This is a genomic window from Pseudarthrobacter sp. rb (assembly GCF_056389225.1).
Map to the genome: position 1 here is coordinate 82888 of NZ_JBWJAR010000006.1, position 23279 is coordinate 106166.

Consider the following 23279-nt stretch of genomic DNA (forward strand, 5'->3'; position numbering starts at 1 on the left):
TCCTCTGGTCCATCATGTTCCTTTGGTTGGGGCTAGAACCCCGTGGGCTCGGTCTCGAACTCGGGTTCCCCCGGCTGGTATTCGTGGTGTAGCGGCCGCAGCGCCTCGGTCCGCGGATGCCAGAACAGGGCGTCGTAGCGGTCCCCCATCCGGGTGGGCACGTAGTTGCCCCTCTCCCGGTGCGGGTTGTACACCACTCCGATGGCCCGGTGTCCGCGCCAGGAACCGAGCCACGGACCCGTCCGGTCCGCCCCGAAGACCAGCACGGACGGTTCCCCCAGCGCCTCGTTGAGGAGGTCCTCGTGGCTGCCGTGCACCGCCGGCGGAACCTCCATGACCCATTCCGGGGAGCCCCAGGATTCGGCCGCCGTGACGGACCCGGCGAAGGACGCGAATCCGGCCAGCACCACGTCGCCGGGGTGGCGCTGGCGGACCAGCTGCCCGATGTTGACCATGCCGTCTTGGGCCATGTCCGTGGCGCGGGCATCGCCCACATGCGTGTTGTGGGCCCACACCAGCCCCTTGGAGCCGGGCCCGTGGTGGCGCGAGATGCGGTCGATGGTGTCGCTCATGTGGTGGTCGCGGATGTTCCAGGACTGCTGGTCGCCGCGGACCATGGTCCGGTAGTAGCGTTCGGCGTTGGTGGCCACGATGGCGTTCTGGACGGCGTCAAAAGCGGCCGGATCGTCCTGCGTCCTGCCCAGCGCCTGCCGCCGGACGGCGGCGAGCAGGGCCACCACGTCCGCCTCGCAGGACTGCGGGACCAGGCGGCTGCTCAGGGCATACCGCTGCGGGTCCTCGCGGAACGGGATAAAGCAGTGCCAGGCATGCAGTGCCGCCGGGAGGGCCTCACCGGCGTTGGCCTCCAGCCAGGCGAAGATTTCCCGCAGCGAGTCCCACAGGGAGTAGACGTCCAGGCCGTAGAAGCCCGTGCGCTGGTGCTCCGGAAGGCGCAGGTTCCAGGCGCGAAGCCAGGTGAGGAATTCCGCCACCTCGTGGTTGGCCCACATCCATGTGGGCCACCGTTCAAAGCCGGCCAGCAGCCGGCGGGCGTCCATGTCCTGCCCGGCTTCGCCGCGGACCCAGCGGTTGATGCGCCAGCAGTCGGGCCAGTCACCCTCCACGCCGATCCAGGTGAAGCCGTATTCCTCGATCAGGCGGCGGCTGAGCAGCGCACGCCAGTGGTAGTACTCCTGGGTGCCGTGGGATGCCTCGCCCAGGCATACGAAGCGGGCCGGGGCGGCGAGGCGGACCAGCGGTTCGAGGTCGTCGGGCGTGGCCAGAGGGTGGGCCAGGCCGCGGATCTGGGCGGCTTCCGCCGCACGTTCGGCCCCCCGTTCCTCCCAGCGGCCGGTGCCGGTGTTGCCGGTGGAAGCGTTCATTCCCTGGCCTCCGGCGCGTGCCGCCCCACCGGGGAGGGCAGGAGGTAGTGCCGGAACCAGTCCGCGGCAAGGGTGGCCGCCATGGCAAGGGTGCCGGGTTCCTCGAAGAGGTGCGTGGCGCCCGGGACGATCTCCAGCCGGGTGGGCGCCTGCATGAGCGCCATGGCCTGCCGGTTGAGGGCCAGCACCTGGGTGTCGGCGCCGCCAACAATCAGGAGGGTGGGGGCTTTTACGGCGGCGAGGCGGGGTCCGGCCAGGTCCGGCCTGCCCCCGCGGGAGACGACGGCGGCAACCTGGGCGCCGGGTTCGGCCGCGGCCCACAGTGCGGCGGCCGCGCCGGTGCTGGCGCCGAAGTAGCCGATCCGGCCGGCGGAGCCATCGTGCCGCGCCTCCAGCCAGTGGGTGGCGGAGGAAAGGCGGCGGGCCAGCAGGCCGATATCGAACACGTTGGCCCGGTTGACCTCCTCCTCGGGCGTGAGCAGGTCAAGGAGCAGCGTGCCCAGGCCGGCACCGTGCAGCACCGAGGCGACGAAGCGGTTGCGGGGGCTGTGCCTGCTGCTGCCGCTGCCATGGGCAAAGAGGACCGTGCCGTCGCACCGCGCCGGCAGGTAGAGGCTGCCGCGCAGGACCGCCTTTCCATCGGGAATTTCGACGTCGTCCTCCAGGCTGCCGTCTCCCCGGTACCCGTCGTTGTGGTGCGCCGGGGCGGCAGCGGCGTCCAGCAGCTGCACCACATCGCTGTCCTCGGTGGGTGAGAAGTCCCGGTAGTAGTAGCCCACGGCCTGGAAGTCCTGGGGCGAAAGGAGGCAGACGACGTCGTCCGGTTCCTTGAGCTCCACAATGGCGCGGGCGGGGGCAACGGGAACGGCAAGGATGACCCTGGCAGCGCCGAGATGGCGGGCCACCTGGCAGGCCGCGCGGGCGGTGGATCCGGTGGCAATGCCGTCGTCGACAATGACCACCGTGCGCCCGGTCAGGTCGATCCGCCGGCGCCCCTGCCGGAACCTGGCCACCCTGCTTTCCAGCAGGGCGCGTTCCTGCCGCTCCACCTGCTGCAGGTCTTCCTGGGAGACCCGGGCCATCGAGATGGTGCGCGGGTCAAGGACGCGGACGTTGCCCTCCCCGATCGCCCCCATGGCCACCTCGGGCTGGAACGGAACCCCCAGTTTCCGCACCACGATCACGTCCAGCGGCGCTTCGAGGGCTTTGGCTACCTCGAACGCCACGGGGACGCCGCCCCGTGGCAGGCCCAGCACCACGACATCCTGGCCGCGCAGGCCGGCCAACCGCTTGCCCAGCCGCCGCCCGGCGTCGGACCTGTCATGAAACGAAGCCATCGCCGTCACCCGTTGTGTGTGATTTCTTCCCCGGGCAGCGCGGCCACCGCGGGGTTCCAGGTCATCCGGAGGACGAAATGGGCATCGGAACTGCTCTTGGCAATCACCGCCCCTGCGTCCCCCGCGAGCTTCACGCCGAACTCGATCTGGATCTGTTCGGGGGTGAGTTCCGCCATGGCCTCCAGTGCTGCGCGGGCAGCGGGGCGGACGCTGGCAAGTGCATCTTCCAGGCGCCGGCCCGTGTCCAGGATCCCCTGTTCGTTGCGCGCGGGATGATCCACGCCGTAGCTGTTGTCCGCAGCCTCAACGAGCACGGTTCCGGATCCCACTTCGTAGCGCAGCACTTCGGTCATGGCGGATTCCTCCTGCTAATGCGAGACGCGGTAGGTGTGGCGGAGGTCGGTGCTGGGCTTAATGGCCACTGCTGTTACCACCAGTGCCACCGCCCCTGCGATCCATGACGTCCAGGCTGCGCCCGTTGCGCCCGTGTATGTCCCAAGCCATGGCGAGAGGACCAGTCCTGCGGCGAGGATGGCCTGCACGTATTCCATGGCCGGAGTTCCCGGCATGGCCAGGTTGATGATGCCGCTGACCACCAGGAGCCCGCCGAAGACGAGCATCAGGGTGGTGGACATGTTTTGCTGCCGCGTGAACAGGACCGCCACCGCGGTGAAGAGTCCGGCGGCGACCGCTACATAGTCCTGCCACCGATACCACTTTTTCACTGAACTTTCCTTTCTGATGTGGGCAGGACGCGTTGTGCGTTTCCAGCCCGCGGGCCTCAGCTTCCCGCGATTTAAGTCAACGCCTGCCGGTCATCCCCTTGTAGGGCAGAAAGACCTAGGGCGGCCCCGCACCTGCCGTCACCCCGATTCCCTGCCAACTCACAGCAATTGCCCCTGCAAAACGCGGTTACGGTGTGCAAGAGTGGCGGCAGCGCTGGGGCGCAGGTGAAGAACAGACCGCGGAGGCCGCCCGTGAACCGAAGATCAGTCCGTCCCTCCACTGCCATGCGGCTTCCTTCCCCCGCGCTGGCCCCCGTGCTGGCGCTGCTCCTGACCGCGCTGGTGGCGTGCCAGGCGCCGACGCCCGCACCGGCGCCCCAGACTGCCACACCGTCCGGCGATGCCACCCCGTCATCCAGCGCGCCGGCAACACCCACGGCAGGCGCAAAACCCACGGCAGGCACAAACTCCACGGCGAAGCCGGGGGACGCGGGAAAACCGGCCGGAACACCGCAGCACATCTTCGTGATCAACCTGGAGAACAAGGGGTACAGCAGTGTTTGGGGTGACAATTCCCCCGCTCCGTACCTCTCCGGAACCCTCCGGAAGAAGGGCGTGCTGCTGAAGAACTACTACGGGATCGCCCACAACTCGCTGCCCAACTACCTGGCCCAAATCTCCGGCCAGCGGCCCAACGACAGCACGGAACTGGACTGCCACACGTACACCGAGTTCAACGCCACCGGCACTGATCCGGACGGGACCCTGCAAGGCGATGGCTGCGTTTACCCGGAGGACACCCAAACCGTGGCCGGGCAGCTGGCGGCGCAGGGCAAGACGTGGAAGGGCTACATGGAGGATATGCAGCAGCCGTGCGAGCACCCGGTCCTGGGTGAGGCGGACAACCACATCAAGGCCACGCCGGAGGAGCAGTACTCCACGCACCACAACCCCTTCATGTACTTCCGCTCCATCACGTCGTCCCCGGACTGCGCCCGTAACGTGGTCAACTTCTCCGCGCTCAAGGACGACCTGAAATCCGTGGACACCACCCCCAACCTGGCCTACATCACGCCCAACCTGTGCCATGACGGGCATGACGGCACGTGCGCCGACGGCTCTGACGGCGGCCTGGGGACAGCGGACGACTGGCTCAAGAAGCAGGTGCCGGCCATCCTGTCGTCACCGGCGTACAAGCAGGACGGCATGCTGGTGATCACCTTCGACGAGGCCGAGGGCGACACAACCGGCCCCTCCGAGTCTGACCCTGGAACCCCTGCCGGTGGTACCGAGGGCGGAAAGGTGGGAGCATTGGTCCTCTCCGCGTTCAGCAAGGCGGGCACTTCCTCGGACCAGGCTTACAACCACTTCAGCCTGCTGGCCAGCATCGAGGACTTCTTCCATCTCCCCCGGCTGGGACTGGCCGGAGACCCGCGCGCGACGGCCTTTGGAGACGACGTCTATCGGAAGGAACCCTGAGGATGTGGCCGTCGCATGACGGACGGCGCCGGGCCCTGCTGGCAGGTGCCGCAGTGGTGGCTTTGGTGATCCTCGCCGTCGTCCTTCCCACAGCGTTCCGGGCCGGCCCACGCTCCCCGGCGCCGGGCCCACCTGCAGCAGCAACGGCCAATAGTTCACCGGGCGCCACTCCTGCGAGCGGAGCTGCTGCCCCGGACCCCGCCGGCATCGGGAAGATCAAACACGTCGTGATCATCACCCAGGAAAACCGGTCCTTCGACAGCTACTTCGGTACCTACCCGGGGGCGGACGGGATCCCGATGAAGGACGGCAAACCCGGCGTGTGCCTTCCAGACCCCGCCAACGGCGGGTGCGTTACCCCCTTCTACAATTCCGCGGACAGCAACGCTGGTGGCCCCCACAGCCACTCTGACGCCACCGCGGACATCAACGGCGGGGCGATGGACGGTTTTGTGGCCCAGGCAGAGAAGGGTTTGTCCGGTTGCACTGCTGCCAGTACCGACTGCCAGTACAGCGCGACCCTTCCAACGGATGTGATGGGCTACCACGACGGCCGGGACCTGCCGAACTACTGGGCCTACGCGCAGAACTTCACCCTTCTGGACCATTTGTTCGCCTCCGCTGCCTCCTGGAGCCTGCCGGCGCACCTTTACCTGGTCTCGGAATGGTCAGCCAAATGCACCAAGGCCGGGGACCCGTCGTCGTGCGTCAACGCACTGCAAAATCCAGACGCGGAACCGGAGCCGGAGATCATCAAGGACACGCTGATCGGCAGGTGCCAGGCCGGGATGGATCTGGACCCCTGCCGGGAGGCTCTGGAAGCTGCCGGCATCGACCCGGGCCTGGCCGCCCAGATTGACCAACTCATCGGCACCAGCTGCAAGCCCACCGATTCCTACGCCATCTGCCAGGCGGCGGTGGATGCCGCCCCGGTGTCCGACGACCTGAAGAAGAAGCTCACCGAGGCCGCCAAGAAACTGGAACTGCCTGACTACGCCTGGACAGACCTTACATTCCTGCTGCACAAGCACAACGTCCCGTGGGCCTATTACGTGTTCAACGGCACCGAGCCGGACTGCCGCAATGACGCCGCCACCTGCGATCCGGTGAAGCAGGATGCCAAGACCCCCGGCCTGTGGAATCCGCTGCTGTACTTCGACACGGTCAAGGAGGATGGCGAGCAGGGCAACATCAAGCCGCTGAGCGGCTTCTATGACGCCGCCAAGAACGGGACGCTGCCGGCTGTCACCTGGGTGGCGCCGACGGACAAAGTCAGTGAACACGCCCCTGCGAAAATCAGCACCGGGCAGGCCTACGTGGCAGGCCTCATCAACGCCGTGATGAGAGGGCCGGACTGGGACAGCACCGCCATCTTCCTCAGTTGGGACGACTGGGGCGGCTTCTATGACCACGAAAACCCGCCGGTGGTGGACAACAACGGCTATGGGCTGCGCGTCCCGGGCCTGGTGATCAGCCCCTACGCGAAGAAGGGGTTCATCGACCACCAGGTCCTCAGCCACGACGCCTACTTCAAGTTCATCGAGGACGATTTCCTGGGCGGCGAGCGCATCGACCCCGCCACTGACGGCAGGCCGGACGCGCGCCCTGACGTCCGCGAGAACAACCCGCAGCTGGGCGACCTGGCACAGTCCTTCGACTTCACCCAGGCACCGCTGCCGCCGCTCATCCTGCCCAACGCCACCACCTACTGACGCCGGTCCTTCCGCCCGGACGGGGAGATGGTCAATGCAGTGAGCGCGCTATGACGTGGCGAGCGTGCAGTCCGCCGCGTCCTCCACCACCCGTTCCAGGTCACCGGTGCGGTGCAGCACCTCCATCTGCCTCACGGCGCCGGTGCCGTCGGCCAGCAGCCTGTCCACCAGCTTCTCCACCCGCTTCAGGTCACCCATGTCCTCCAGCGCGCCCCGGACGTGGTGCAGCAGTGAATTCACGACGGCGAGCGCGGGCGCGGGGCGGTGCGTTTGGGGATCCAGCAGCTCACCCCGCAGGCCCCACCGGCTCGCCTTCCAGCCCGCCAGCCTGAGCAGCGCCGACGGGACGGACACGGGGTCGATCCCCTCCCGCCATTCCCTGGCAGCGGTTTCCACCAGTCCCCGGGCGATTCCCGCCAGCAGCACCGTGTTTTCCGGCCGCAGGCATACGTCTGCCACACGGATCTCCACCGTGGGATAGTGCCGGGAGAGCCGGGCATCGAAGTAGACCATGCCCTCGTCCATGGCCACGCCGGTGCTGACCATGTCATGCACCAGCTGGTGGTAGGAGTCCGGGGTGCCCAGGAGTTCCAGCGGTCCGGCGGACGGCCAGCGGTTCCAGACCTGGGAGCGGTAGCTGGCGTAGCCGCTGTCCTGGCCGTGCCAGAACGGGGAATTGGCGCTCAGCGCGACGAGCACCGGCAGCCAGTTCCGCATCCGGTCCAGCACGGCCACGGCCTCCTCCGGCGACTCCACCGAGACGTGGATGTGGCAGCCGCAGGTGAGCTGTTCCCTGGCGGTCAGCCCGTACTCCTCCATCATGGCCCGGAACCTGCGCAGCTGCACCGGATGGGGATCGGCAGGAAGCGGGGAGGTTCCCAGCGCGGCCACCCTGACGCCCACGTCCTCGGCCGCCTGGTGGGCAATGGCGCGGCCGGCCACGATGTCCTGCTCGAGTTTTGCCAAGGTGGCGTGCGGCGGGCTGACCACCTCGATCATTTCCTGCTGGAACTCGGCCGTCAGGACTGGCCCGGACGCGGCCTCCAGCGGACGGACGTAAAGGTCAAGGAGGGCGCCTGCCATCGGGACTGCTTCCCCGGTTCCGGGGTCCACCAGGAGCAACTCCTCTTCGATGCCGAACGTCCGCCTGCCTGCGCCCGCGCCGCCGGTGCCGTCATTGCCGTAGGTGTCCATCGTCGTCGTCCCCTATCCCCTGCACCGTTGCAAGTTCCTTCCAGAAGCACCCCAGCGTGACCGCACGGTCCACCTGGACGTCCATGCCCTTCACACCCCGTCGGAAGAAGATAATAATAAGCACCCTTATCAATGGGTGGGAAGGGGTGCCGCCCGGCGCGCCTCCGCTGTACTTCAGACCTACCCGCAGGTAAATTTGTACCGTGACGGGCGTCATACCCGTCCTCCCGGGCCCTTCTGCAAAGGCCCAGCGGGAGCAGCTGCTGTAGCCCAACGGCAGCGCCTTATGCAAGAGCGAAAGAGCCAAGCATGTCGGCCTCGCATTTCCAGCAATTCCTTGATGAAGCAACCACGCCCGATCCCTCCGGTGATTCCCCCCTTGGCCCCGATTGCCTTTACGGCCTTTATGTCAGCTGGGCGGCGCTGCACGGCCTGAGCCCCAAGCCGGACCAGGCCTTCCGCGCCGGGATGCTGCGCTGCGGCGTGGACGTCCGCAACTCCCGGCTCAGGATGACCGGCCCTGTGGCGGCCGACTACATCCTCAGCAGCTACCCGGCCGTCGCGTGATGGGCGGGTACTCCGGAAGCCGGCGCAAGGACCTGTGCGACGCGCTGGTCCACGACGGTCACTACGTCCACTGTGGGCAGGTGATGACGGCCAGCGGAGCCGAAATGCGCAGCATCCACGGCACCTACGGACAGGTCCCGGAAGTCCTGGGCGTCTACCTGGCCACCAGGGTGCTGCGCTGCGCCTGCGGCTTCCAGATCGAGATCCCGGACCAGGAAAGCCCCGTCCCGGACTGATGGCCTCCCCGACTGGCCGGCCTTGGCCGGGTCAGGGCGATCTCCGCAGTGCCCGGACAAAGGGCGCTTTGCCCAGGGGTGTGCGTTCGAGCCGGTCCACCGCCTGCACATCCACGGAAAGGCCGGCCACGCCTGCTGCCTCCAGTGCTGCCGCCACTTCCGTGCGCACTCCCTCAAGGGAGGCTCCGGGGACCAGGCCTGTGACCAGGACGCGCAGTCCGTAGGCTTCCTGGAGCACCTGCCATCCAGAGGCTGCCACGTCGTCGAGCACCAGGTGGAAGACGTTGGGGTGGATACTGACGATGCCTTTCCTGCCCGCGAGCTGGAGGACGTCCTCGAGGCGTCCTTCAACGTCCTCGAGCAGCTGGAAGGACCGGCCGCAGGGGCAGCCGCGCCCGTCCAGCCTGATGGTGTCCGACATTTCGTAGCGGATCAGCGGCAACGTGCGGGAGAACAGCACGGTCACCAGCAGCTTCGCCCCGGTGGTTCCCGGCGGAACCAGGTTGCCTGCGGGGTCCACCGGTTCCACGATGACCAGGTCCTCGTACACATGCCGGTTCCGGTAGGCGCAGGGGGAAGCGATCCCGGCTGTTTCAGTGGCGGCATAGACGTCGAACGGGGCGGTTCCCCAGGCCGCCTGCATCTCGGCCGCAGCCTGGGCGGTAAGCACTTCGGAAGCAGACATGATGCCTTGGGGTGCAATATGCAGCCGCCCCTCCCGCTGCTCGGCCGCCAGCGGCCCCAAGGCTGAGGCGTATCCCACCAGCACCCTGGGCTGGAACCGGTTGAGCGCTGCCACCGTCTCCTCCATGGGTGCTGTGACGTCCAGGCGGAGCGTGGGGACCAGCCGGGACCGGACAGAGGCACCCACGACGGCGGACTGGTGGCTGGGCGCCCGGGAGCTCACCAGCGCCGTCTTCAGTGGGCGGCGCGGCTTGGGTGCGATTCCGGCCCAGTCGTTGGCCCGGGCGTAGGATGCCAGGACCGAGGCCCACTCGGAGCGGTTCCAGGCAAATATCCCCCGGCCGCCAGTGGTCCCGGCCGTCGCGGCAACCCACCACCGTCCCCTGAACGGCCGGCCGGGATCACCACCGATTGCCGTGAGGGCACGCAGGTGGTCTTCAAGAGCGGCGCGGCTCAGGTCCGGCGTGGTTACCGCTTCATCAAAGTGCTCCATAAGGTCCGCTTTGGTGACGGACGGCAATTCCTGCAACGGTGCGTCGTGCAGACCGGCGTGCCGGTGCCGGTAGAACTCCGAGCCGGCATAGGTTGCCGCGCGCAGCCGGTGCAGCGCCTGTTCCTGGTGGGCGGCGATCCGGGCTGGATCCCACCCGTCCCTGCGGCGCCACGCCGCCCGAAGGGACAGCACCTGCGAGAGGAGACGGACGTTCATGGCAGGCTGCCGCATCGAAGCACGGCCGGGCCGGCGTTGCATTCGCCCTCGTCCAACTCCCCGTGGCCCGTGTCGTCGTCCCAATACATCATGGCCCTGCCCCTTCCGGCCTTGAAGCCGCAACACTCCCAGTGTTGATCTTCCGCGGCCCGCCCCTGCAGCGTCAGGGTCATAGGTCCCCGCGCATCGGCGATCCCGGGACGCACCTCCGACGTGCCTCTTCAAGCCTTTCGGGTAAGGGGATGCAAACCTTCGTGGCGCAGGGCGCGTGGCAGTGTTTTACTGCCAGCATGTCTGAAACCCTCAAGCTCAACCGCAATGAGCCCCACGACAGCAGCGTGGCTGCACGCCTGAACTGGCTGCGGGCCGGTGTACTGGGCGCGAACGACGGCATCGTCTCCGTCGCGGCAACCGTGGTGGGCGTCGCGGGCGTGACCAACGACCTGGCGCCCATCCTGGTGGCGGGCACCGCCGCTGTAGTGGGCGGTGCCGTGTCCATGGCCCTGGGCGAATACGTTTCCGTGAGCAGCCAGAGTGACAGCCAGCGTGCGCTGATTGAGAAGGAGCGCCAGGAGCTCCGGGACGATCCGGAAGGCGAACTGGACGAACTTGCCCACATCTACCAGGCGAAGGGCCTCAGCGAAGCCACCGCACGAACTGTGGCCGAAGAGTTGACGGCAAAGGACGCACTGAAGGCGCACCTGTCCGCCGAGCTGAACATCGACGAAGAAGAAGTGGTCAGCCCCTGGCACGCCGCCTTCGCCTCCGCGATCGCATTCACTGTTGGCGCCATCCTGCCCATGCTGGCCATCATTTTCCCGCCGGAGGAAGCCCGGATCCCCGTCACATTTGTTGCAGTCATCCTGGCGTTGGCCCTCACCGGGACCGTCAGCGCCAAGATCGGCGGAAGCTCCAAGCGAAAGGCCACCATCAGGCTGGTGGTGGGCGGGGCACTGGCGATGGCGTTCACCTTCGCGGTGGGCAGCCTGCTGGGCACCACCGGCATCGCCTAGCAGCCCGTCACTCCGCCCGTCCCACTGTCAGTCCGTACGGCCGCAAAACCCCTTCACATCAGCAACCTCCGCGCGTAGGGTGAACCACACAGCCGCTGGTCCTTCCGGGCCCGCGGTGGGCTCATGCAGTTGGGCTTCGGGAGCATGCCGGAGGGACCACAGGTGGGTAAGAGACCATTGAAGAACCGCGTGCGGCGCTTCGCGGCACTGGCCGCGGGCCTGATGGCCCTGCCCGCGCTGACCTCCTGCTCCGACCTGGTGTCCCGTGGCTTCCTTCCCGGTGCCCGTGACACCACCAACAACACCGAGCTGATCACGGACCTGTGGGTCAACTCCTGGATCGCTGCACTGGTGGTTGGCATCATCACCTGGGGGCTGATGATCTGGGTCATCGTGGCTTACCGGCGCAGGAAGAACACCGTGGGATTCCCGCCGCAACTGAGCTACAACCTCCCCCTGGAAGTCTTCTACCTGGCCATCCCGCTGATCGTCATCGGGGTCCTGTTCGTCTTCACGGACCGGGAGCAGCGGGCCATCGACGAGCGCTACCCCAACCCGGACGTGGTGATCGACGTCTTCGGCAAACAGTGGTCCTGGGATTTCAACTACGTCAAGGAGCAGGTCCACGAGGACGCCGGACAGCAGGCCCACCTGACCGGTGGCTATGGCGCGCCGGACCGGCTGCCCACGCTCTACCTTCCCGTCGGCAAGAAAGTGGAGCTGCATCTCCAGTCCCGTGACGTGCAGCATTCGTTCTGGGTGGTGGATTTCCTGCAGAAGCGCGACCTCTACCCGGGCCACGAACAGTACAACCCGTACATCAGCATTACGCCCAACCGCATCGGCGAATACATGGGCAAGTGCGCCGAACTATGCGGCGAGTACCACTCCGAGATGCTTTTCAAGGTCCGGGTGGTCAGCCAGCAGGACTATGACAGCCACATCGCCGACCTGAAGGCGAAGGGAAACACCGGCAACCTGGGCACAGACTTCGACAGGGCGCCGATATCAGCCCCTGCACCGCAGGCCATGGAACCAGCACAGTAAAGGACGGCACTGTAATGACCACCACAGGCCAGAGAATGGGCGGAACTGCGGCCACGGCTGCGCCGGCAGTGGTCCGGCGCCCCAAGGGCGCTCTTGTGGTCAACTGGATCACCTCCACTGACCACAAGACCATCGGCTACATGTACCTGATCTCGTCCTTCGTGTTCTTCTGCGCGGGCGGGGTCATGGCGCTGCTCATCCGCGCGGAACTGTTCGAGCCCGGCATGCAGATCCTGCAGACCAAGGAGCAGTACAACCAACTGTTCACCATGCACGGCACCATCATGCTGCTGATGTTCGCCACCCCGCTGTTCGCCGGCTTCGCCAACGTGATCATGCCGCTGCAGATCGGCGCGCCCGACGTGGCGTTCCCCCGCCTGAACGCGCTGGCGTTCTGGTTCTTCCTCTTCGGCTCCACCATCGCCGTGTCCGGCTTCATCACCCCGCAGGGCGCTGCATCCTTCGGCTGGTTCGCCTACGCACCCTTGTCCAACACCACGTTCACCCCGGGCATCGGCGGTGACCTGTGGGTCTTCGGCCTGGCGCTGTCAGGGTTCGGCACCATCCTGGGCTCGGTCAATTTCATCACCACCATCATCTGCATGCGCGCCCCCGGCCTCACCATGTGGCGGATGCCGATCTTCACCTGGAACACGCTGGTCACGGCCATCCTGGTGCTGATGGCGTTCCCGCCGCTGGCCGCCGCCCTGTTCGCCCTCGGCGCGGACCGCAAGTTCGGTGCGCACATCTTCGATCCCTCCAACGGCGGCGCCATCCTTTGGCAGCACCTGTTCTGGTTCTTCGGCCATCCGGAGGTGTACATCATCGCGCTGCCGTTCTTCGGCATCGTCTCCGAGATCTTCCCGGTGTTCAGCCGCAAGCCCCTGTTCGGCTACAAAGGCATCGTGTACGCCACCATCGCCATCGCGGCCCTCTCGGTGACGGTATGGGCCCACCACATGTATGTAACGGGCGCGGTGTTCCTGCCGTTCTTCGCGTTCATGACCATGCTCATCGCGGTGCCCACCGGCGTGAAGTTCTTCAACTGGATCGGCACCATGTGGGGCGGCTCCCTGACCTTCGAGACGCCCATGCTGTGGAGCATGGGGTTCCTGGCCACGTTCCTCTTCGGCGGCCTCACGGGCATCATCCTGGCCTCGCCGCCCATGGACTTCCACGTCTCGGATACTTACTTCGTGGTGGCACACTTCCACTACGTGGTGTTCGGCACCGTGGTGTTCGCCATGTTCGCCGGGTTCTATTTCTGGTGGCCCAAGTTCACCGGCACCATGCTCAACGAGCGCCTGGGCAAGATCCACTTCTGGATGCTGTTCCTGGGCTTCCACGCCACATTCCTGATCCAGCACTGGCTGGGCGTCCTGGGCATGCCGCGGCGGTACGCGGACTACATGCCGGAGGACAACTTCACCTTCATGAACCAGTTCTCCACCATTGGCTCCTACCTGCTGGGCGCGTCCCTGATCCCGTTCTTCTGGAACGTCTTCATCACCTGGCGGGCCGGGAAGAAGGTCACTGTGGACGATCCCTGGGGCTTTGGCGCATCCCTTGAGTGGGCCACATCCTGCCCGCCGCCACGGCACAACTTCACCTCCCTGCCCCGCATCCGGTCCGAGCGCCCCGCCCTGGATCTGCACCATCCCGAGCTGAGCATCCGGCTCCATCCCTCCGAGGACGCACCAGGGGAAAGCATCCTGGGGGCGGCGGACATCGGGGAACGCGACGTCCACGACCCCAACCCGAACAAGTAGCGGGTCTGGCTGTCGGGGCACCCCCCCTTCGCGGCCAGTCCCCCTATCCGGCGTCGCGCATCCCAAGCCGCCCACGTACCCTTGACCTCGTTCCCCGCGGATGGAAGCCTGTGAAGATCGCGGTGGGCCTCAAGCAACGGGGTTTGTTCCTCCCAGGGGCATTCCCACTGCCGGCCAAGCACAAAGGCGGCACGAATGCGCGCAATGGTGTACCGCGGCCCTTACAAGATCCGGGTCGAAGAAAAAGACATTCCCAAGATCGAGCACCCCAATGACGCGATCATCCGGGTGACCACCGGAGCCATCTGCGGCTCCGACCTTCACCTCTACCACGGCATGATGCCGGACACGCGGGTGGGCAGCACGTTCGGCCATGAATTCGTGGGGGTGGTGCACCAGGTGGGCTCCTCGGTGCAGAACCTGATCCCCGGTGACCGCGTGATGGTGCCGTTCAACGTCTACTGCGGCTCCTGCTGGTTCTGTTCCCGCGGCCTCTACTCGAACTGCCACAACGTCAACCCCAATGCGACGGCCGTGGGCGGCATCTACGGCTACTCCCACACCTGTGGAGGGTACGACGGCGGCCAGGCAGAGTTCGTGCGGGTACCGTTCGCAGACGTGGGGCCCGGCAGGATCCCGGACTGGATGGATGAGGAGGACGCCGTGCTGCTCACCGACGCCCTTCCCACCGGCTACTTCGGGGCGCAGCTGGGCGACATTGTGGAAGGCGACACCGTGGTGGTGTTTGGCGCGGGACCCGTGGGGCTGTTCGCGGCCAAGTCCGCCTGGCTGATGGGCGCCGGCCGCGTCATCGTCATCGACCACCTGGACTACCGCCTGGAGAAGGCCCGGGACTTCGCCCACGCCGAGACGTTCAACTTTGCAGAGTACGACGACATCGTGGTGCACCTGAAGAAGGAAACCGACTACCTGGGCGCCGACGTCGTGATTGATGCCGTGGGGGCCGAGGCGGACGGAAACTTCCTGCAGCACGTCACGGCATCAAAGCTGAAGCTGCAGGGCGGCTCGCCGGTGGCGTTGAACTGGGCCATCGACTCGGTCCGGAAAGGCGGAACAGTCTCTGTGGTGGGCGCCTACGGACCCATCTTCAGCGCCGTGAAATTCGGGGACGCCGTGAACAAGGGGCTGACGCTGCGGATGAACCAGTGCCCGGTGAAACGGCAGTGGCCGCGACTGTTCGAGCACATCCGGAACGGATACCTGAAGCCCAGCGACCTGGTGACGCACCGGATCCCGCTGGAGCACATAGCCGAGGGGTACCACCTCTTCTCGGCCAAGCTGGACAACATCGTCAAGCCCCTCATTATCTCCGCCACAGCCTAAAGGGAGTGCACCATGACTGAACCGGCAACCCCATACATGGCAGGCAGGTCCGCCACCCCCGAGGCCTCGGTGGCGCTGCGCGCCCGCATCCCGGGCTGGGGCGTGGATCTGGACCCAAAGGACCGGCCGTCGTTCCCCCGGGAACAGCCGGGCATCGCGACCGGAGCGCACTGGAAATTCCCGGACCGGCAGCCTGAGGACCAACCGCGTGAACGGTCCATCGAGCACGCCATGCTGACACCCGCTTTTGGCACGTCGGTCCCCCTCAAGGGGGCCTCAGGCGCCATCCGGCGGTACGCCTACGGGAGGTACAGCGAAGGCCGGGCGGCTCACTGGCTGTTGCTGATCGCCGCGGACCGCGTGGACGCCTGGGAAAACCACCTGGCGTCCTTCGCCTCGCTGCGCCCTGACAACCCTGTGACCGAGACGGGGATCGGCAGCGAGTTCTCCGGCCACGGGTTGGCGTCACGGGCCGGACAACGGGTGGATGTGAACCACTCCTGGATGGACCCGGTGATCGTTGCCGGGCCGTGGGTACTGGCCGGGCTGGCCGGTGCCGCAGTGCTGCGGGCCGTCCGCCGCGGCCACTGATGAGAGCTCATAATTACGTCACGTCGTGGTTTCGTAATTGATGTGAACCTCGTCACTTAAAGCGCTTTCCGGCTTGGTGCTTAGGTTTGCCTACCCTACAGTTTCCTGACATAGGCAACATTCGTGTTGCCTAATAGGACTTAGGTTCAAGCAGACTTTTTTCCCCACCGAAAGCAGCCTCAATGAAGATCCGCAACAGCGCGCTGGCCGGCATCGCACTCGCCGCCACCGCAGCTCTCGGCCTGACCGCCTGCGGCGGCGGCACTCCTGCCGGCGGCACCTCGTCGTCCGCCTCCAACGGCGCCGCCTCCGGCGGGATCACGGTGTACAACGCCCAGCACGAAAGCCTCACCAAGGAATGGGTGGACGCCTTCACGGCGGAAACCGGCATCAAGGTGACCATGCGCCAGGGCTCGGACACTGAGCTCTCCAACCAGATCATCCAGGAAGGCCAGGCCTCCCCTGCGGACGTGTTCCTCACGGAAAACTCCCCCGCGATGACGCAGGTTGAGAACGCCGGCCTGTTCGCGGACGTCAACAAGGACACCCTGGCCCAGGTTCCCGCCGAGTTCGCACCGTCCACCGGCAAGTGGACGGGCATCGCCGCCCGCTCCACCGTCCTGGTGTACAACAAGACCAAGCTCACCGAGGACCAGCTGCCCAAGTCCATGCTTGACCTGGCCAAGCCTGAATGGAAGGGCAAGTGGGCCGCATCCCCCACGGGCGCAGACTTCCAGGCCATCGTTTCAGCGCTGCTGGAGCTGAAGGGCGAGTCCGCCACCGAGGAGTGGCTGAAGGGCATGAAGGAAAACTCCAAGGCCTACAAGGGCAACAGCACGGCCATGAAGGCCGTCAACGCCGGTGAAGTGGACGCCGCCCTGATCTACCACTACTACTACTACGGCGACCAGGCCAAGACCGGCGAGAACTCCAACAACGTCACCCCGTACTACTTCAAGAACCAGGACCCGGGCGCGTTCCTGTCCGTCTCCGGCGGCGGCGTGCTCAAGTCCTCCAAGAACGCTGCCGCTGCGCAGGAGTTCCTGAAGTTCATCACCGGCAAGAAGGGCCAGGAAGTCCTCAAGAACGGTACGTCCTTCGAGTACGCCATCGGCTCCGACGTCCCCGCCAATGACAAGCTGGTTCCGATCAAGGACCTGCAGGCTCCCAAGGTTGACGCCGCCAAGCTCAACTCCGAAAAGGTCACCGATCTGATGACCCAGGCCGGACTACTCTAATTCCGTGACCTCCGATCTATCGGCTCCCCCCAGGGCGGGCACGACGACGGCGGGCCGGGGCAGCAGCCCCCGCCCGCCTTTCGGCGTTTCCGCGGTGTCCGTCCTGGCGGTGCTGATCGCCCTCTTCTCCCTCGTCCCGCTGGGGTACGTGGCGTACATGACGGTGGCAACCGGGTGGGATACCGCCGTCGGCCTCATCCTGCGGCCCCGCGTGGGGGAACTGCTGCTGAATACCCTGCTCCTGATGGCCGCCACCATCCCGCTGTGCCTGCTGCTTGGCGTGGCGGGAGCCTGGCTGGTGGAACGGACCAGGCTGCGCGGCCACCGGGTGTGGGCCGTGCTGCTGGCCGCCCCGCTGGCCGTCCCGGCGTTCGTCAACAGCTATGCCTGGGTCTCGGCCATCCCGTCGCTGGGCGGGCTGGGTTCGGGGATCCTGATCTCCACGCTGTCCTATGTCCCGCTGGTGTACATCCCGGCCGCAGCCACTTTAAGCCGGCTGGACCCCGCCATTGAGCAGTCCGCCGCAGCGCTGGGGCTCGGTGCCTGGCGGACCTTCTTCCGGGTGGTCCTTCCCCAGCTCAGGATTGCGCTGACCGGCGGGGCGCTGCTGGTGGGGCTGCACCTGCTGGCCGAATACGGCGCGTTCGCCATGATCCGGTTCGATACCTTCACCACCGCGATCATGACCCAGTACCAGTCCACCTTCAACGGCGCGGCGGGAAACATGCTGGCCAGCGTCCTGGTGTTCTTCTGCCTGCTCCTGCTGCTCGCTGAAGTCCGCAGCCGCGGCTCCGCGCGCTACGCCCGGATCGGCTCAGGCGTTCAGGCCAAGGCGCTGCGCCTGCCCCTGCACGCGTACCAGATCCCCGCCCAGATCTTCCTGCTGGCGCTGACCGCCCTGGCCTTCGGCCTCCCGCTGTACTTCGTGCTGCGCTGGATCCTGGCAGGCGGGGCGGACGTCTGGACAGCATCCGAATTCCTCCCGGCGCTCGTCACCACGTTCAGCTACGGGCTCGCCGGCGCCGCTGCCACCACCGTGGTGGCCTTCCCCATGGCCTACCTCGCCGTGCGCCACCCCGGCTGGTTCAGCAAGTCCCTGGAACTGTCCAACTACGTCACCAGCTCCATGCCAGGCATCGTGGTGGCGCTGGCGTTCGTTACCGTCAGCATCCGCATGGTGCCCGGGATGTACCAGACCGCGGGGCTGCTGGTTGCGGCGTACGTGCTCCTGTTCCTCCCCCGGGCCCTGGTGAACCTGCGGGCCGGACTCGCACAGGCCCCCAAGGAACTGGACGAGGCCGCCCAGGCGCTCGGAAAGCCGCCGCTGCTGGCCTTCATCCGCGTCACCCTGCGGCTCACTGCCCCTGCAGCAGCCGGCGGGGCAGCCCTGGTGTTCCTGGCCATCGCCAACGAGCTCACCGCCACCTTGCTCCTGTCCCCCAACGGCACCAGGACACTGGCCACCGAGTTCTGGAGCAAGAGCAGCGAGATCGACTACGCCGGCGCCGCGCCCTACGCGCTGCTGATGATCGTGCTTTCCGCCCCCATGACCTACCTCCTCTTCCAACAGTCCAAGAAAGTAGCCGGACAGTGACAGCACCCTCAACCCGCAGGCTGCCCGAGCCTCGGGTGGCACCCTCCGTGGCCGCAACCACCAACAGCCACCTGCAGATCACGGACGTCACCAAGAACTTCGGATCACAGGCGGTCCTGAGGGGCGTCAACCTGTCGGTGGCCAAGGGCGGAACCACCGCCATCGTGGGCCCCTCCGGTTCGGGCAAGACCACCCTCCTGCGCCTGATCGCCGGGTTCGAACACCCGGACACCGGGACCATTTCGCTCAACGGCACCACCGTGGCCGGTGACGGTGCCTGGCTTCCGGCGCACAAGCGGCAGATCGGGTACGTGGCCCAGGACGGCGCCCTGTTCCCGCACCTTACCGTGGGCCAGAACGTTGCCTTCGGCCTCAACGCAGCCAGGCTCGAGGGCGGCCGCCGCGCCGTCACCGCCCGCGTGGCGGAGCTGCTGGAAATGGTGTCGCTGGATGCTTCCATGGCCAAGCGCCGGCCGCACCAGCTCTCCGGCGGCCAGCAGCAGCGGGTTGCCCTGGCCCGGGCGCTGGCCCGTGAACCGGAGCTGATGCTCCTTGACGAGCCGTTCTCCGCCCTGGACGCGGGGCTGCGCGTGGCCACCCGCCGCGCCGTGGCCAAGGTCCTGGCCGAGGCCGGCGTCACCACCATCCTGGTCACCCACGACCAGGCCGAGGCACTCTCCTTCGCGGACCAGGTGGCCGTGATGCGCGGCGGCAAACTGGCCCAGATCGGCAATCCCTTTGTGGTGTACACCCGCCCTGCGGACCGGGCCACCGCCGAGTTCCTGGGCGACGCTGTCATCCTGGACGCGTGGCTGGAAGGAACGCTGGCTACCTGCTCGCTGGGCGCGATCCCCGTGCGCCGGCCCCCGGCACAAGGACGCGTGCAGCTGATGCTGCGGCCCGAGCAGATCCGCATCGCCGAGGACGGCCCCATCCGCGGCGTGGTGGTGGACACGGACTACTTCGGCCCCGAAACCACCGTGCGGCTGAAGCTGAACGTGCCAAAGGAAGTGGCGGAGCACGCCGACCACCGCTACCCGGGCGGCGGCGAAGTGATCACCATCCGGCACTGGAACGCCTCGATCGCCCGTCCGGGCATGGAGCTGTGCCTGCGGGTGGTGGGCGAAGCCGTCGCGTTCCCCATGGACGAGTAGTCCTCCCCAGCCACACGCGTCACAGAAAAAACACCGGGCGGAAACACTGCGGCAACCTGTCCACGGCAAGCTGGGCTTACGGGGATACAACAGCAGGAGGCAGCCCATTATGGAGGCACAAGGACTTGGCACCGCCCAGCTCCGCATCGGGGACCAGATCGAGGCGTGGCACCGGGGCAGGCTTTTCCACAAAGGCCGGGTGACCGACGTCGTCCCGGCCCTGGAACTCTTCTGGATCCTGGACGCCCGGACCGGCACGCGCAAGCTGCTGGACCCGGAGGCCCTGGAGATCCGCCACGTGGACCCTCCGGTCACGCTGGAGGTTTCAGCCAAACCCCAGCCTCCGGCCAAGCCCCTCGCCACCGCCTAGCGCGGGAGCGTCAGGTGCGCTCCTGGTAGACGTCCGGGACGCCGTCGTGGTCAGAGTCCACCTGCTCCAACTCTTCAGCGATCCGGTACTGGCGGTTGCGGGTGCGCAGGACAGCCGTTGCCAGCAGCGCGGCGATCAGTGAGGCGGCCAGGATACCCACCTTGGCATGGTCGTCGTGGGGGCTGCCGTGGCCGAAGCTGAGCTCTGCCACCAGCAGGGAGACGGTGAATCCGATCCCGGCCAGCAGCGCAACGCCGAACACGTCGATCCACTTGAAGGAGCTGTCCAGGCTTGCCCTGGTGGCTTTGGTCAGGATCCAGGTGGTGCCCATGATGCCGATCGGCTTGCCCAGGACCAGGCCCAGGATGATGCCCAGCGCCACGGGATCGGACAGTGCTGACCCCAGGCCCTCCCAGCCGCCCACGGCCACGCCGGCGGAAAAGAACGCGAAGATGGGAACGGCCACGCCGGCGGAGATGGGCCGGAACCGGTGCTCGAAAATCTCGGCAAGCCCGGGGCCGGCTTCGGGGCCGCCGGAGGCCTGCGACCGGATCACGGGAACGGCGAAGCCCAGGAGTACGCCGGCAACGGTGGCGTGGATGCCCGACGCGTGCACCAGGGCCCAGGTCACGCCACCCAGCGGCAGCAGGATCAGCCAGGCAGCGGCTGCGTGGCGGCCGAAGAACCGGCGGTACTTCTGGGCCAGGAAGGCGTAGATGGCCAGCGGGATGAGCGCCAGGAGCAGCGGGGTGGCCTGGATATCGCTGGAGTAGAAGAACGCGATGATGGTGATGGCGATGAGGTCATCCACCACGGCCAGCGTCAGCAGGAAGATCCGCAGGGCGCTGGGCAGGTGCGAGCCGATGATGGCCAGGACGGCAACGGCAAAAGCAATGTCCGTTGCCGTGGGAATGGCCCAGCCGCGGAGCGTTTCCGGACTGGAAAGATTGACGACGGCGTAGATCGCCGCCGGGACGGCCACGCCTCCCACGGCGGCCGCCACCGGAACTATCGACTTGCTGATTTGGCGCAGGTCACCGGCCACGAATTCGCGCTTGAGCTCCAACCCCACCAGGAAGAAGAAGATGGCCAAGAGGCCGTCCGCCGCCCACGCCCCGAGGCTCAGTTCCAGGTGCCACGGTGCGTAGCCCACCTTCAAGTCCCGCAGGGCAAAGTAGCTGTCCGACGCCGGGGAGTTGGCCCAGATGAGCGCAATAACGGCAGCAGCCACCAGGAGGGCGCCGCCCACCGTCTCCTTGCGGAGGATCTCACCGATCCGCAGTGCTTCGGCGTAACTGCCGCGGGAAAAGACGGTGGAGCCAAAGAACGTGTTCCGGCGTGGGGTGGGCGGGGTCGTGTTCATGCGTGCGTCCTTAAATCCGGGTTCGACAAATCCATGCCGACCAGACTTCCCGGCGCACCTTTCGTCCATTCTACGGGGCGTGGCAGCTGGCCCCTAAATAGCGACTCCGGCAGAAATATCAGGTTTTTGTGGGGCAATTCACAGAAAGACCCATCCTCGAACACCTGTGGCACCGAACCATTAATGTCCCTCATCCGGGGCAAACCGTCACACGCATGAGGAGAATGCTTTCCGATGAACAAGACACTTCGATTCCTCGCAGTTCCCACCCTGGCCCTGGGGGCCCTTGCCCTCTCTGGTGGCCCTGCCTCCGCAGCCGACCACACCTACCAGTCCACCTTGTCCCAGATCAACGGCAGCTCGGCCTCAGGCACCATCATCGTGGATGTCACCGGCAACCAGGCCCACGCCGTCCTTAAGGTCTCCGGGCTGGCCCCGACCTTCAACAACGCCCCTTACCCGCACGTGCAGCACATCCACGGCGGCGCCCAGGGTACGTGCCCTGCACCGTCGGCCGACAAGGACGGCGACGGGGTCGTCTCCACCACCGAAGGCGCGCCGGGCTACGGCGGGATCGTGACCACTCTGTCCACCAGCGGCGACACCAGCCCCGCCGCGGGCCTTGACCTAAAGCTCGCCGGCCAGGGAGCCAGCTACACCGTTGACCGCACGTTCGACCTCAACGCCGAGACCAAGGCTGCGCTGGAAGCCGGCACCGCGGTGGTGGTTGTCCACGGGCTGGATCCCGCCACCCTCAGCCCAGCCGGGCAGGCCGCCAAGTCCGACCTCGTTCCGAGCCTCCCACTCGCCGCCACCTCTCCCGCCCTGTGCGGCACCCTGAAGGCCGGCCAGATGAAGATGCCGGCGGGCGGCGCCGATACGGGTGTAGCCCAGCAGGCGGGCGGCGTTGATGCCGGCACCCTCGCCCTGGGCGGCGGCCTGGTCCTGGCAGCGGCTGCCGGCGGGGCCTACGTGGTCCGCCGCCGCGGTTCCGGTTCAGCAGCCTAAGTCCGGCTGGCTGGACCACGCTGTGTTCTTCCTGAATTCCGGCAGCCGTGGGAGCCTCAGGGCTCCGGCGGCTGCCGGGCTTCTCTTCCTGCTCACCTTGGCCGGCTGCGGCACCGTTCCCGGAACGTCCGACGCCGGCCCTGCCCCTTCGGCGTCCACCCCGCCCTCCAGCGTCACGGCTCCGTCCGTGTCCGGCGCTTCGCCGCCGTCGTCTGCACCCGGCGGCCCGCCGGCAGAGGCCGCACCTGCCGCCGTCGGACCTTCCCTGCCGCGGTCCGAACCGGTGGTCCTGGACATTCCGTCGATTGGCCTCCGCACCGATTTGCTCAGCCTGGGCCTGCGCACAAACGGGTCTCTGGAGGTACCGGAGGACACTGGCAATGGTGCCCCCGCCGGCTGGTACAACGGCTCGCCAACTCCGGGAGAGGGCGGCCCGTCGGTGATTCTGGGTCACGTCAATGCCCTGGGCGGCCACAAGGGTGTCTTCGCCGACCTCCGCAAACTCGCGCCGGGATCCGACGTCAATGTCGCGCGGGCCGATGGCAGCACGGCCACCTTCACAGTGGAACGCGGCGCCCTCTACAGCAAGGACAGTTTCCCCACGGTAGAGGTTTATGGAAATACGGCAGGCCCGGAACTGAGGCTCATCACGTGCGACGGCTATGACCCCGCCACCGGCCTCTTCGACGACAACTACGTTATTTTCGCCAAGCTCAAAGCCTGAACGGACAGCTCACAACCGGCCGCCACAACGGGACGGCAA

23 protein-coding genes are annotated in these 23279 nt (G+C 66.9%); 15 read left to right on the forward strand and 8 right to left on the reverse strand.

Annotated elements, in window-relative coordinates; translation table 11 throughout:
* Positions 1-32 precede the first annotated feature (32 nt).
* From ACWRN3_RS10035 to ACWRN3_RS10050, 4 genes are read right to left on the reverse strand one after another with little or no spacing between them, the layout of a single operon-like run.
* Positions 33-1382, reverse strand: coding sequence for an erythromycin esterase family protein (locus ACWRN3_RS10035; protein WP_476740545.1), 1350 nt, complete (start codon positions 1380-1382; stop codon positions 33-35).
* Positions 1379-2719 (reverse strand): phosphoribosyltransferase family protein, encoded by a 1341-nt coding sequence (locus ACWRN3_RS10040; RefSeq protein ID WP_476740546.1) that lies wholly within the window; start codon positions 2717-2719, stop codon positions 1379-1381. Before ACWRN3_RS10040 ends, ACWRN3_RS10035 begins: the two co-directional genes overlap by 4 nt.
* A gap of 5 nt (positions 2720-2724) precedes the next feature.
* Positions 2725-3072, reverse strand: coding sequence for a CU044_2847 family protein (locus tag ACWRN3_RS10045; RefSeq protein ID WP_159633274.1), 348 nt, complete (start codon positions 3070-3072; stop codon positions 2725-2727).
* Between the two features lie 15 nt (positions 3073-3087).
* Positions 3088-3444 carry an SPW repeat domain-containing protein gene (locus ACWRN3_RS10050; RefSeq protein WP_255173129.1) on the reverse strand — a complete coding sequence of 119 codons (357 nt, stop codon included), beginning with the start codon at positions 3442-3444 and terminating at the stop codon, positions 3088-3090.
* A 252-nt stretch (positions 3445-3696) separates the two neighbouring features.
* On the opposite strand from ACWRN3_RS10050, the gene ACWRN3_RS10055 reads away from it, so the two are divergent.
* Together ACWRN3_RS10055 and ACWRN3_RS10060 are read left to right on the forward strand one after the other, a co-directional pair.
* Positions 3697-4923 carry an alkaline phosphatase family protein gene (locus ACWRN3_RS10055; protein WP_476740547.1) on the forward strand — a complete coding sequence of 409 codons (1227 nt, stop codon included), beginning with the start codon at positions 3697-3699 and terminating at the stop codon, positions 4921-4923.
* A 2-nt stretch (positions 4924-4925) separates the two neighbouring features.
* Positions 4926-6635 carry an alkaline phosphatase family protein gene (locus tag ACWRN3_RS10060; protein WP_476740548.1) on the forward strand — a complete coding sequence of 570 codons (1710 nt, stop codon included), beginning with the start codon at positions 4926-4928 and terminating at the stop codon, positions 6633-6635.
* A 48-nt stretch (positions 6636-6683) separates the two neighbouring features.
* Here the strand turns inward: ACWRN3_RS10060 and ACWRN3_RS10065 are convergent, their stop codons facing one another.
* Both ACWRN3_RS10065 and ACWRN3_RS10070 read right to left on the reverse strand, forming a co-directional pair.
* Positions 6684-7829: a carboxylate-amine ligase gene (locus tag ACWRN3_RS10065; protein ID WP_476740549.1), complete on the reverse strand. Its 1146-nt coding sequence runs from the start codon at positions 7827-7829 to the stop codon at positions 6684-6686.
* Entirely contained in the window at positions 7810-8046 is a 237-nt protein-coding gene (locus ACWRN3_RS10070) for a hypothetical protein (protein WP_476740550.1), read from the reverse strand. Before ACWRN3_RS10070 ends, ACWRN3_RS10065 begins: the two co-directional genes overlap by 20 nt.
* Positions 8047-8138: 92 nt before the next feature.
* Here ACWRN3_RS10070 and ACWRN3_RS10075 point away from each other — a divergent pair, with 92 nt between their 5' ends.
* Positions 8139-8396: a hypothetical protein gene (locus ACWRN3_RS10075; RefSeq protein ID WP_476740551.1), complete on the forward strand. Its 258-nt coding sequence runs from the start codon at positions 8139-8141 to the stop codon at positions 8394-8396.
* Entirely contained in the window at positions 8396-8632 is a 237-nt protein-coding gene (locus ACWRN3_RS10080; RefSeq protein ID WP_476740552.1) for a hypothetical protein, read from the forward strand. The genes ACWRN3_RS10075 and ACWRN3_RS10080 overlap by 1 nt, the downstream gene beginning before the upstream one ends.
* Before the next feature lie 31 nt (positions 8633-8663).
* Here the strand turns inward: ACWRN3_RS10080 and ACWRN3_RS10085 are convergent, their stop codons facing one another.
* Positions 8664-10025, reverse strand: a complete 1362-nt coding sequence (locus ACWRN3_RS10085; RefSeq protein ID WP_476740553.1) for a phenylacetate--CoA ligase family protein — start codon at positions 10023-10025, stop codon at positions 8664-8666.
* Between the two features lie 290 nt (positions 10026-10315).
* Here ACWRN3_RS10085 and ACWRN3_RS10090 point away from each other — a divergent pair, with 290 nt between their 5' ends.
* The 9 genes from ACWRN3_RS10090 to ACWRN3_RS10130 all read left to right on the forward strand — a co-directional run bounded on the left by ACWRN3_RS10090 (position 10316) and on the right by ACWRN3_RS10130 (position 20145).
* Positions 10316-11038: a VIT1/CCC1 transporter family protein gene (locus ACWRN3_RS10090; RefSeq protein ID WP_255173135.1), complete on the forward strand. Its 723-nt coding sequence runs from the start codon at positions 10316-10318 to the stop codon at positions 11036-11038.
* Positions 11039-11182: 144 nt separating this feature from the next.
* On the forward strand, positions 11183-12085 hold the full coding sequence (ctaC, locus tag ACWRN3_RS10095; protein ID WP_476740554.1) for an aa3-type cytochrome oxidase subunit II: 903 nt from the start codon (positions 11183-11185) through the stop codon (positions 12083-12085).
* A 35-nt stretch (positions 12086-12120) separates the two neighbouring features.
* Positions 12121-13854: an aa3-type cytochrome oxidase subunit I gene (gene ctaD, locus ACWRN3_RS10100; protein ID WP_255175647.1), complete on the forward strand. Its 1734-nt coding sequence runs from the start codon at positions 12121-12123 to the stop codon at positions 13852-13854.
* Positions 13855-14049: 195 nt separating this feature from the next.
* The gene (locus ACWRN3_RS10105; protein WP_324642947.1) at positions 14050-15198 is read left to right on the forward strand and encodes a zinc-dependent alcohol dehydrogenase; all 1149 of its coding nucleotides are present in this window, start codon (positions 14050-14052) and stop codon (positions 15196-15198) included.
* A gap of 12 nt (positions 15199-15210) precedes the next feature.
* Positions 15211-15789 carry a hypothetical protein gene (locus tag ACWRN3_RS10110; protein ID WP_476740555.1) on the forward strand — a complete coding sequence of 193 codons (579 nt, stop codon included), beginning with the start codon at positions 15211-15213 and terminating at the stop codon, positions 15787-15789.
* A gap of 182 nt (positions 15790-15971) precedes the next feature.
* Positions 15972-17027, forward strand: coding sequence for an iron ABC transporter substrate-binding protein (locus ACWRN3_RS10115; RefSeq protein ID WP_324642950.1), 1056 nt, complete (start codon positions 15972-15974; stop codon positions 17025-17027).
* A gap of 4 nt (positions 17028-17031) precedes the next feature.
* Positions 17032-18621, forward strand: coding sequence for an ABC transporter permease (locus ACWRN3_RS10120; protein WP_476740556.1), 1590 nt, complete (start codon positions 17032-17034; stop codon positions 18619-18621).
* Entirely contained in the window at positions 18618-19775 is a 1158-nt protein-coding gene (locus ACWRN3_RS10125) for an ABC transporter ATP-binding protein (protein WP_255173140.1), read from the forward strand. The genes ACWRN3_RS10120 and ACWRN3_RS10125 overlap by 4 nt, the downstream gene beginning before the upstream one ends.
* 109 nt (positions 19776-19884) lie before the next feature.
* Positions 19885-20145, forward strand: coding sequence for a hypothetical protein (locus tag ACWRN3_RS10130; protein WP_255173141.1), 261 nt, complete (start codon positions 19885-19887; stop codon positions 20143-20145).
* 10 nt (positions 20146-20155) lie between these two features.
* Here the strand turns inward: ACWRN3_RS10130 and nhaA are convergent, their stop codons facing one another.
* Complete coding sequence (nhaA, locus tag ACWRN3_RS10135; protein WP_476740557.1) at positions 20156-21508, reverse strand: Na+/H+ antiporter NhaA; 1353 nt, start codon at positions 21506-21508, stop codon at positions 20156-20158.
* 234 nt (positions 21509-21742) lie between these two features.
* Here nhaA and ACWRN3_RS10140 point away from each other — a divergent pair, with 234 nt between their 5' ends.
* Entirely contained in the window at positions 21743-22516 is a 774-nt protein-coding gene (locus tag ACWRN3_RS10140; RefSeq protein ID WP_476740558.1) for a hypothetical protein, read from the forward strand.
* Positions 22517-22538: 22 nt separating this feature from the next.
* On the forward strand, positions 22539-23240 hold the full coding sequence (locus tag ACWRN3_RS10145) for a sortase domain-containing protein (RefSeq protein WP_476740559.1): 702 nt from the start codon (positions 22539-22541) through the stop codon (positions 23238-23240).
* Positions 23241-23279: the final 39 nt, after the last annotated feature.